Genomic DNA, 11,438 nt, shown 5'->3' on the forward strand with positions numbered 1-11,438 from the left:
GGCCCATCCTGCTGTTATCAATTGTGTCGCTGCCTCGCTCCGCACGCGAACCTGGATTACCTCGGTCCCGGCGAAAACTCCTCACCGGGACATTCTCTGAGGGACAGGAACGTACTGAGCAATTTATTGCGGATTGGCGTCCTTGTTACAGTCATCACAACTCGGGTCCGGCTCGCACTGAAGGCCGCCCGAATCGCCGCCGATCGGCGAATATTCGCCGCCGTAGCTGGAGCCGCTGCCACCGGGGCCGCCGTAGTAGTAGCCACCGCTGCCACCACCGCCACCGCCGGAGGAACCACAGGATCCGGAGGAAGCCGTGCTCCAGTGGGTGGAGGTACCACCCGGCACCGTCTGCCCATTGGCACACTGGCTCTGGTAACCGACGTTGTACTGGAAGCTGTGGTTGCCGCAGCCGGCGCCGCTGGCTCCGCCCTCTTCGTTGGGGTTGAAGTCGCGCAGGGCGGTGATGCGATAGGGGATGTAGATGACTTCCCCCGCCTCCAGGGTTTCCGGCACCTCGGCCAGGAACTCGAAGGACACCACATCGTTGCCGGACGGCAGCGCACCGTGTACTTCATCCGCACGGATCAGGCCGTAGTTGGTGAGGCTCAGCTCGCCGGTAAACACATCACCCTTCTTCATATCCGGCAGGGTGACGCTGATCGGGTCCAGCATAACCACCGCCACCGGCACATTGGTTTCGAAGGTGGCTTCCAGCTTGATCTCGTAGCGGTCTTCCAGGTTGATTTCGTTCACCTGCCACTCGACGGTGACAATCTGGTTCATCAGAAAGACTTCTTCCGCAATCGTTGCACCGGGCTTGACCCACAGGCGGCCGGAGACGCTCTCGTGGTCGAAGGCGCTCACGCGATAGGCGTAGCGGCCAGCGGGCAGGTCTTTCAGCAGGGCCTCGCCGTTGGCGTCGCTGCTGATAGTGCGGGTCTCCGACAGCACCTGTTCGTTTTGCAGTTCTATCTTGGCGCCGATCAGGCCCGGGATCAGCTGGTTGTCCTCACCCAGGGTGGCGGTGTAGATATCGCTGATATGGAAGAAGGCATCGCCGATTTCCGACGTCACCACCGCTACGAACATCTGCACCGTAAAGCGGTGGCCACCGTCGCCCTCCACCAGCAGGTGGAATTCGTAGTTGCCCTGCTCTACAGAGGTATCCGGACTGAAGGTGACGCTGATATCGCGGCTGGCGCCGATATCCATATCGCCGAGATTTGCCGTGCCGTCGAGGCGCACCCAGGTCGGGGCCGGGTTCTGCTCGCTGTCCACCAGGGTCAGGGTGGCATTGCGCAGCACATCGAAACCGGAATTCTTCAGCGCGAAGGTTTCGGTGGTATTGCCGCCGAGGGCGACGCCGCTGTCGATAAACGCGGGCGCAGCCTTGATAAGCGGGCGACTCTCGGACAGGCGGTATTCCAGCGCTATGTCTTCCAGCACCTGTGCCACGCCGTTGACGTCCGCCAGCACCTGGAAGTAGAGGAAGCCGTTTTCCGGAGCCAGGTTGTCGCCGGACAGAGTCAGGTTGATCACGCCCTTCTGTTGCGGGGCCAGTTCGATCACCGAACCCAGGTCCAGGTGCAGGCCCGCGGGTATCTGCAACTGCTCCGCTCCCGGCTCCGCCACCGATACCAGGCGCACATTGCCGAGTTCGCTGCCGTGACCGGCCTTCACGCTGATGGGCACCGCCTGGTTGTAATTGCGCGGAATATTGATATTCACCTGCCGCGGGCTCACGTCAGATGTGAGCACCGCAAACGCTCCCTGGTTGGGCCGGCCGAGGCTGTCCGGGTGAATCACGGAAACACGCCAGTTGCCGCTCTGCCCCTGGGGGTCGAATTCGTAGGAGAAGCTGCCGTCGCTATCGGTAATCACCAATACCTGCCGCTCGAAGCCGCGCACTTCCATCACCAGGGTCAGAGGTACATTGCCGCTGGGCGATGCGCTGCTGCGATCCAGGGCGCGGCCATTAATAGTGACCCTTTCCTCGGCGCTGTAGATCTGCGCCGGTGTTACCGCCGTCAGCTCGCCGTAGTAGGCGGTCTCCTGCAGCGACGCCTGGATGCGGGTGCCGTTGCCCTCGATCAGTACCTGTGTCGGCTTGCCGCTGTGGTAGCGGAAATGATCGATTTCCAGTGCCACGGTGACCTGGTCCGGCGCCGCCTGCGGAATCGGCACCTCTATCCAGTCGGAGACGAAGGTCTCGCCGGGTTGCAGGCGCGCGACCGTCTCGCCGCTGGCGACGGTGATGACATCGCCGGTAAATTGCTGCACCGGCTGGGTGGAGAGCAGGTTGCCGTCGGCGTCCTCGATGCGGATGCGCACTTCGTCCGACGGGTTGCCGCCGTTGCTGCGCGCCACCAGCACTTCGGTTTCCACCAGGGAGCTGTTCTCCATGGTGAAACGCACCCTGCCCAGACCGCCGCGGTAGACGGTATCGGTCTCCAGGCCGAGGCGCAGGGCGGCGTCGCCCACCAGCACTTCGTCTTCTGCGCGAATAAATACCGCCTCGCCGGGCAGCGGCGACTGCTCCAGGCGCAGCTGCAGATTGCTGAGGGTATCCAGCTTCTCGTAGCCACCGATCACGATCGGCACTTCCACCAGGCCGCCGGCGGCGACAGAGAAGCTGGCGGACTGGTGCTCGCGCTCTGCCCCGCCGTCGCTGACAGTGGCAAACAGCTGCACGCCGGAGACGTCGCCGCTGCCGCGGTTCTGCACGCGGAAGCGCACTTCGTTCATCACACCGCGCTTGATGGCGGTGTCGCCGTCTTCGGGCTCGATTACTTCCACCGACAGTGCCGGCAGCAACAGGCTGTGGCCGATGCTGGTCGCACCTTGGTCGTCCTCGGCGATAACCGTGTAGCGGCGCTCGGCAACGGCACCCTGGGCTGCCGCGGTGTAGCTCTCGTCCGCGAAGCCGGTCGGGTTGCCGCCTTGGGGAATCAATGCACTGGTGATTTCCTGCAGGTCGCCGTCCTCGCCGACATAGACGCGGTAGCCGGCGATGGCCGTGCCGCTGTGGTTCCACTGCAGCTGCGGATTGCCATTGGCATTGACCGCAATGCTGATATCGGAGACCGGCAGCAGGCCGAAATTCAGGTAGGCCGTCTCGCTCGGCGCCGACTCGTTGCCGGCCTGGTCCAGCGCGGTGATCACATAGGCGTGCTCGCTCTCGCTGGGTTTGGCATCCAAAGCGATAGTATCGGGGATACCGGTCTGCAGCGGCGCTATAGCCTGCAGCATCTCCGCGGTCGCACTGTCGCCCTCGGCCAGGTTCAGGCGGTAGAGGTTGTATGTGAGCTTGTCGACCGCCTCGCTGTTGCCGCCGGCATCCAGCGCCGGCGCCTGCCAGTTTGCCACTATGCCCGCGCCGTTCAATTCCAGTGCCAGTTCCGTGGGCGCCGCGGGGGCGACGCTGTCCGCGCTGACCGCCACCGGTTCGCTCATGCCGCTCACGGCTATCTGGTCGTTGCTGCGGCGCTCGCTGGCAACGGCATAGAAATAGTTGCCGTCGCTGGGCAATGTGTCGCTTGTGCCGGTTTCCGACAGGCGCAGGATTTCGGCGAATTCCGTATCACCCTCCGCCTTGCGGTAGAGCACATAGCGGGCCTCTTCCACCGCATCCCACTCGAGCGCGACTTCGCCGCCCGGCTGGGCAATGGCCTTGAGATTCTGCGGAATATCCAGCGGCGGCAGGTCGCCCTGGTAGACCTGGAAATTGTTCGGCACGCGGATCTTGCTGCCGATATTGTCCAGGTCGTCTAGTGCCTGGTAGCTGAAGCGCAGGTTTTCCACCGCCGGGTTGCCGGCCTCATCCTGGCCGGCACTGACCGGCAGTGCAAAGCTGCCCACCCACAGGGAGTTGCCCTCTGTGGACTGCGCATCGCGCACAAGATTGATACCGCTTTCATAACCGGCGACTTCAATATTGTCGAGCAGCGGCACCAGGGTTGGCGTCTCGCCCGGCTTGACCTCGTCATTCAGGCGCAGCACCACTTCCACCGGCAGGCCATTCTGTTCGTCGACCTTCAGCGGCTCGCCCGGGTTCAGGGTCAGAGCGGTGACCTCCGGCCCCTTGGCATCGATCAACAGCGTGGTGCCCTGTTCGATAATGGTGCCGCGGTTGCCGACATCATCGTGTGCCGACATCACCGCGTAGGTGGTGCCGGAGAGCATGCCCGGTTCGATCACGAAGCTGCCGCTGTAGAGGGTGTCATCGCTGTAGTCCACACTCAGGTCCACAGCGATGGGCACACCGCCCTCGGGTACCATGGCAAAGTAGGGCTTGTTGCGCAGCGCTTCGTCGAACTGCACGGAAACCTCAACGGTGCCCGGCGCGTGACGACCGCTGGCGGCATCCACCAGGCCGTTGGACTGGTAGCTAACCTGCAGCGCGTGGGGACCTTCGCTGTCCGCTTCGGCTTCGACCAAGTTGGACAGGCTGCTCTCCGTGGCCGCCTCGTTGACGGTGGTGACCGCATAGAAGTAGTCGCCATCTACCGACGGCAGGTCGGTGAATTTCGCTTCCTCGAGCAGCTGGCTGTTCACCTTCTGCGCTTCCTGCGCGGTAGCAAACGGCGAGGTGGAGCGGTAGACGTTGTAGCCCACCGTCTGGTTGTCGGCGTCGTCGTTGGTGACGGCACTCCAGGACAGCGAGATCTGGCCCAGCTCCCTCTCGATCGCGGTCAGATCGCTCGGCGCATCCGGAATGGCCGTGTTGAGCACGACGGTCCGCACCGCGCCCTGCTCGCCGAAACCGCCGCGCCCCGGATATTCAGCCGCGGCGGTGAGCTGGTTGTCGCCCTCCTCCAGCGCAATTTCCACCTGGAAGTTGCCATAGCTGTCGACCGGTTCCACAGTGCCCACGGCAGAGCCGTTGCGGTAGATCTGTACCCGGGTCTGTTTTTCCGCCTTGCCGTAGACGGTTACCGCCGGGTTGTTCGTCAGCCAGCCCTCGCTGGGGCTGGTGATCTGCGGTGCCGGCGGCGCAGCCAATGCAACACTGAAGCCGTACTGGGCGATGGTGACATTTTCCCAGACGTCATAGGCCTTGACCGTGAGTGCGTGCTCGCCGTCCGCATAATTCAGCAGCTCGATATTGCGCCCGAAAGCGCCGCCACTGGCGGCGTACTCGGTGCCGAGCAGCTTGCCATCCAGGAAGAACTCCACCCGCGCCACGCCGGACTCGTCCACCGCCGCAATCCGGAAGCGGCCGTCCTGCACCAGTTGCGGCGCTGCGGTGAGATCCAGCAGCTCCGTGCCCTGCTGGCTGTTTTGCTGGTACTCGGCCGCTTCGATGGTCGGGCCATCGGTATCCGCCACCGGGGTCACCTCTACCGGTGTCACCACCGGGTCGGAGCCACCGGAGATATTGACCGAAGTCACGACGACGTAATAGGTGGTGCCGTTCTTCAGGCCGGCCAGGGACCAGATGTGTTCGCTGTCGGACACACTGCCTTTGCTGCGCACCGCTTTAGGCTGCAGCCCGGCCGTAGAGCTGAAGCTGCTCTCCTGCACGTAGACCGTGTAGTTCTTCAGCAACTCGTGGGGCGCAACGCTGGACCAGCTGATTTCGATCTTGCTGCTCTTCGGTGTCGCCGTCACCGTTGCCGGATTCGGCAATAGCGTCGTGCCCGCATCGGTGATGCCAACGGAGGCGTTACCGCTCTCATCGTAGGCGTAAACGCGCACCGGGTAGGACGTTGCCGGGCTGAGACCGGTTACCAGATGCTGCACCACCGCCTGCGGATCGCCGAGCGACGCCAGCGGAATATCATCCACCCGGCCGCTCTGGTCATCGACAAACTCCACCTTATAACCGGCCAGATCGCCCGCGGAGTTGCCGGATGGATTCCAGCTCAGCTGCAGGCTGTCCGCGCCGGGCACGACAACCAGGTTGGCAATTTCACCCGGCGCCTGCACATCCACAGGTACCGCCGCTGCCGAAACAACCGAGGGATTGAAAAGCCCCTGGGTGTCGAAGGCGACTACCGCAAAATGGACCTGGGTATCCCGCGGCAGACCCTCCACACGGAACTGCTTTGCCCCCTGCGGTACAGTTGCGACCGGGGTCTTGCCGGCAATATCGGTAAAGGCGTTCGCACTCTGGTAGACACGGTACTCGCCGATATCGTTGCCGTTGGCAAATTCGTCGTAGCCGCTCCAGTCCAGCAGCAGCTCGGTACCGCTGCCTTTGGGATCGATCGACAGCGCGACCGGGCCGGGTGGGTTGTTGTCGTAGCGGATTTCTGCCAGCGTCGGCTCACTTTCGTTGCCGGCGACATCGCGTACTACGAAGGAGAGGGTGTTGTCGCCTTGTAGCAGGGCGACCTGGGTGCTCCAGGTGGTTTCCGCATCTTGCAGCACTTCGAGGCTTCCATTGACCAACACTGCACTACCGGCCTCTTTGGTGCCGCTGAATACCTGCGCATTGACGGTGGTCACAGCCGGATACTCACCAAGAACCGCAGGTTCCGGTGGCGTATAGTCCAGTACAAAGTTGTGGGTGCGCTGGGTGGACAAGTTGCCCAATTTGTCGGCGATCCGCGCAACCAATTGATAGTTGCCGTCCAGGAAGGGCGCATCTGGTGTGAACTGAACCTGACCTTCGAACAATGCGATGGAACCAGCCAGGGTTACACCATTGCGCTTTACAACCAATGAGCTCGCGTCCAGATCTATGCCACTGCCTTCTTCTGTAACCACCAGAGCCACCAGCTCCGGCGCCACATTGAGAGAACCGACCGGATAGACACTGACAATATTGGGCGCACGGCTATCAATACTGAAATCCAGAATAACTGGTGCGGATACATTACCACTTAGGTCCACTGCAGTAATCGTCAGAGAAGAGTCACCCTCTGGTAAATACCGGGTCTTGGTCCAATCTCCACTGCCATTGGCGATGAACTCAGAATCATTGACCCAAATTGCAGTATTGTCTTCGCGTGAACCTGAAAGTAGCACGTGGCGAGAGTTAGATAGATTAACTGCTGGTGAAACTGGCTGATCAACTTCCGGCGCGGCCGGCAGGGTGGTATCGACGACGATAGAGGTCAAAAATTTATCGTCCTGGGGTTCCAGCTCAATACCATCTTGATCCTGGTCCATACCCAGGCCGTTCGTGGCGAAGATATCTGGCCCAGCTGCGAAAGTGTAGGTACCTTCGGACAAGGGATCAGCAAAAGTTACTATAAACTGAGCGTAATCGCCCGTAGATACATTCGATATATCGAGAGGGCTACCAGTTTCGGTCAACAGATCAAAATCACTGATATCGACCGACTCCGTATCAATACCGATATTAAATTGAACGGAAATACTGGATATTAGCTCATTGGTATATTCATTGACATCGAGGGATTTCACCCTGGGAGCAGAAGCCCTTTCCGCCAAGTGAATAGTTCCATCCTGGCCTCGCTCTTCAGAAGAGTGTGCATTTCCACCCTTTACCTGTATCTGAGAGACTTCCAGTCCATCGAGCAAATCATAGTAAATTGCAACACGACCACCACCGCCGCCGCCGCCGTTGTTGCCATGACCACCGTTTGCAGCGATAAGAGCATTCTCTCCTGCGATCAGTGTACTTGTATCTATCCAAATAGAGCCGCCGGAACCAGCGCCATTGCCGTTTCGCTGTCCATTGGCAAGAATGTTTCCATATAAAAACAGGTCTTCAGTGATTAGCCGAATAGCGCCGCCGCCACGACTGGCAGTCGTATCGTTCGTTCTTCCGCCCACACCAAAGTCACTTGGTTGCAGCTCGCTTCCAAAAATTGCATTGGTCGTAGAACCATCGGTTCCGCCCTGACCTCCGTAACTGCCTCCGGAAAGCCCTCCCACCTCTTCATTTGGTCCATTGCCATGATAGCTAACGTCAATGCGAGCGCCGGCCTCGACAAATATCTCGCTTGCCTCCAGGGTAAGCCCTTTTGCATCCGGAAGTTCAACTAGAGCATTGGAATGAGTCAGCGCGCCTCCATTGACAATTGAAATCTTGTCCCAAGTTTCATCCTGCTGCAGCTCGTAGGTAAAACCGTCGACTACCAACTCATTACTCGGCATTACCAACTGGCCGTTGGAGTGGAGAGTGGATGAGGTACCTTTAATGTAGGTGCCAATTTGGACACCACCCATCAAATGAACGGTAGAGTTTGTGAGACGCATCGCATAGAAGGAAGAATCACCAATTTCAACAACCAAATTGGCAAACTCGACTTCATCTACCGTGTATTCCCCAGAAATAACCATCGGATCGCTATAGGATTTACTCAAACTCTTGTTGTCGAACCGCAACAGAGTCCAACCTGTCTGTTTGTTCTCCACATAGACAGTACCAGGCTGGCCATTGTGGTCGCCTGTGGAGTAATAGTGCCCCCCCTGCGCACTGGTATGTACCGCCGGATTGAGGTTGCTGTTCTCGTAATAGATCGCGATGCGACCGCCACCTGCACCGTCATAACCCCGGTTGCCATTGGCCCTGATCCGCACCGAGGAATGGTTGACTGTCAGGGTGCCCACATCGAGCCAGATGGAGCCGCCCGAACCACCGCCGTCGGCGTTATCGGCACCGCCATCCGCTGAGATAAGACCACCCAGAACAAGCTCGCCAGTGATGTTCAGCTTGATAGAACCACCACCACGCCTATTGTTGCTACTTTCGTTGGGCTCGCTGTTAAAACGCCCCCCGGTACCAAAGTGCTGCGGCGCTTTGTAGTCCCCATAAGTGGTATTGGTGGTTCTACCTTCCGCGGTACCCGCCAAGCCGCCATAGCTACCCGAGGAATCACTACCCACGTCATCCGTTGGCAGGCCACCCTTGTTGTCCAGCTTGATTGAGCTGCTGGGGTCTATCTCCATGTGGTTGGCGGTTAGCTCCGCGCCATCTGCGCCTGAGTCGGTTTTTGCATCAATTGTATGAGTAATCTGACCACCATTGAGAACAAATACCTGGTCCCAAGTTTCACTGCCACTCATCGTATAAATAAAGTCATCTACAACCAGATGACCTGCAGGACCTGGCACCTTCCAATTACCCTGTTCTTTAAAACCGCCGTAAATCCTCGCCCCATCCGTTGAAAAGCTATCCGTAATAGTCACGACCCCTTGCGCTGTCGCCGAGCCGCCGGTAATACTTATTGTGCCGGCGACCACGCCATCCAGCGTCGCGGTGCTGTTTACTTGGCTTATGGTTGTCGCGCTGACATTGGTAAGCGTGGCTATATCCGAACTCAAATACAGCTGATTGAAGCTGGCATCAGAGATGTCTACATTGACGTTGACAAATTGAACTGTATTTTCCGAATACTCCCCGGAAACTACCATCGGATCGCTATAGGATTTACTCAAACTCTTGTTGTCGAACCGCAACAGAGTCCAACCTGTCTGTTTGTTCTCCACATAGACAGTACCAGGCTGGCCATTGTGGTCGCCTGTGGAGTAATAGTGCCCCCCCTGCGCACTGGTATGTACCGCCGGATTGAGGTTGCTGTTCTCGTAATAGATCGCGATGCGACCGCCACCTGCACCGTCATAACCCCGGTTGCCATTGGCCCTGATCCGCACCGAGGAATGGTTGACTGTCAGGGTGCCCACATCGAGCCAGATGGAGCCGCCCGAACCACCGCCGTCGGCGTTATCGGCACCGCCATCCGCTGAGATAAGACCACCCAGAACAAGCTCGCCAGTGATGTTCAGCTTGATAGAACCACCACCACGCCTATTGTTGCTACTTTCGTTGGGCTCGCTGTTAAAACGCCCCCCGGTACCAAAGTGCTGCGGCGCTTTGTAGTCCCCATAAGTGGTATTGGTGGTTCTACCTTCCGCGGTACCCGCCAAGCCGCCATAGCTACCCGAGGAATCACTACCCACGTCATCCGTTGGCAGGCCACCCTTGTTGTCCAGCTTGATTGAGCTGCTGGGGTCTATCTCCATGTGGTTGGCGGTTAGATCTATACCGTCTGCCCCAGTAGCTGTTTTTGCATCTACGGGATGGGTTAGAACAGAGCTGTTTATAAGCTTTAAAGAGTAGAAATTATGGCTACCGTTAACTGTAAGTACTGCACCGTCTACGATTATTTGCTTTCCTTCATAGGATTCGTCAGACGCTGTGATGCTAGTATCAGTCGTAATTTCTATCGTATCGGGCGTGACCGGCTGCGATCCTTCTTGAGAATGTTCCGCAATTTCACTTGACACTATTGCCCGGTTATAAAGCGTGATATCACCTGCCAATCCTTTAATCGCTTCGACTGCCATACCATCCACACCCGGCTGGCCGCCCATATAGAAAGGCTGGGCGGTGGGTGCAATGCCCCCGCTGTAGCTGACCGAATCGGCAACCTCACCGTTGCGGTACAAGCTCAGAGTGCTGCCGCTGTAGGTAACCACCAAGTGATACCACTGATCCGGCGCCGCGGAGTCAGGGTCGGAGAGGGCGATGGTTTGCTGACCGTCGTTGAGCACGAATGCGAAATGGCCTGCGGTCTGTGTTCCTGTGTCATAGGTCCGGGAGCTACCGGCGAGGTGAAGACTGAACGGCACGCTGCCGGCATCACCCTCGCCCTGTTGCAGCAGGATATGGCGGCCGCTAATGGTGTCGAATTTCACCCAGAGTTCCAGGGAGAAAGGGGTAGCGAAGGCAGGCAGCGACGCATTTATGGACAGATATTGTTCTTGGCCATCAAAGGCTACGACGTCTGCGATCAGGCGTTCGCTGTTGACGAACTCCGGCGTGCGGTTGCTGGCAAAGTTGGGGGCATTGCCGGTTTCGTCGGAGAGGGTGGAGTCCTGGTTTTGCTCCGTGGCCCAGTAGGCGATGGGGCCGTCGCCCAGTACCAGGCTCTGGTATTCGTCCGCTGCAGATGCAGCTGAGAAGGCGAGCATGGCGAATGCGATAGTGAAAAATGAAAGTAGACGTCCTTTCACTGGTTTCCCCCAAAATTTCGGGCAAATGGCCCATAATTTGCTCAGCGGTGGTAAATCCACTGCTGCCTTTGGTGGATGCGCTTTGCGCTTATCCACCCTACTTGTCTTGTGCTTTTACCGCAGACAGCGGCAGTTCCGCCGTTGCTAGCCTGCTGGCCGTTTGCCACGTCTCTGATGGGCACGCAGCGCTTGGACTCGCGCCTTCCCTGGCGCTCACCCGCTTCGCGGGCGCCTTCGGCGTCCAAATCGGCAGTCCTGCCGATTTGTGCCCGCCCTGCGAAACCTGATCGCGGCCATGGGCCGCGCCCGGCCGTCCCAGGCATTCACGGCGCCTTCGGCCCTACAATTTGTAATTTGCAGGCCCGTGGCCCGTTGCCGAGCTGGAACTCGGCGCACCCGGGTTCGACTGCGGAGGCTTCAGGTAGCGCCCCTCTCCCCCGGCCCCCCCCCCCCCCCCGGAGGGGGGGGGGGCCGTTCTCTTCTGGTGGTGCAACATACGTTCG

At 59.2% G+C, this 11,438-nt stretch carries 1 protein-coding gene; it reads right to left on the reverse strand.

From position 1 onward, the window contains the following. Positions 1-123: 123 nt before the first annotated feature. Positions 124-10,935: an Ig-like domain-containing protein gene (locus IG627_RS06135; RefSeq protein ID WP_193191087.1), complete on the reverse strand. Its 10,812-nt coding sequence runs from the start codon at positions 10,933-10,935 to the stop codon at positions 124-126. Between the last annotated feature and the right edge of the window lie 503 nt (positions 10,936-11,438).

The organism is Microbulbifer taiwanensis, assembly GCF_014904815.1.
GTDB classification, from domain to species: domain Bacteria; phylum Pseudomonadota; class Gammaproteobacteria; order Pseudomonadales; family Cellvibrionaceae; genus Microbulbifer; species Microbulbifer taiwanensis.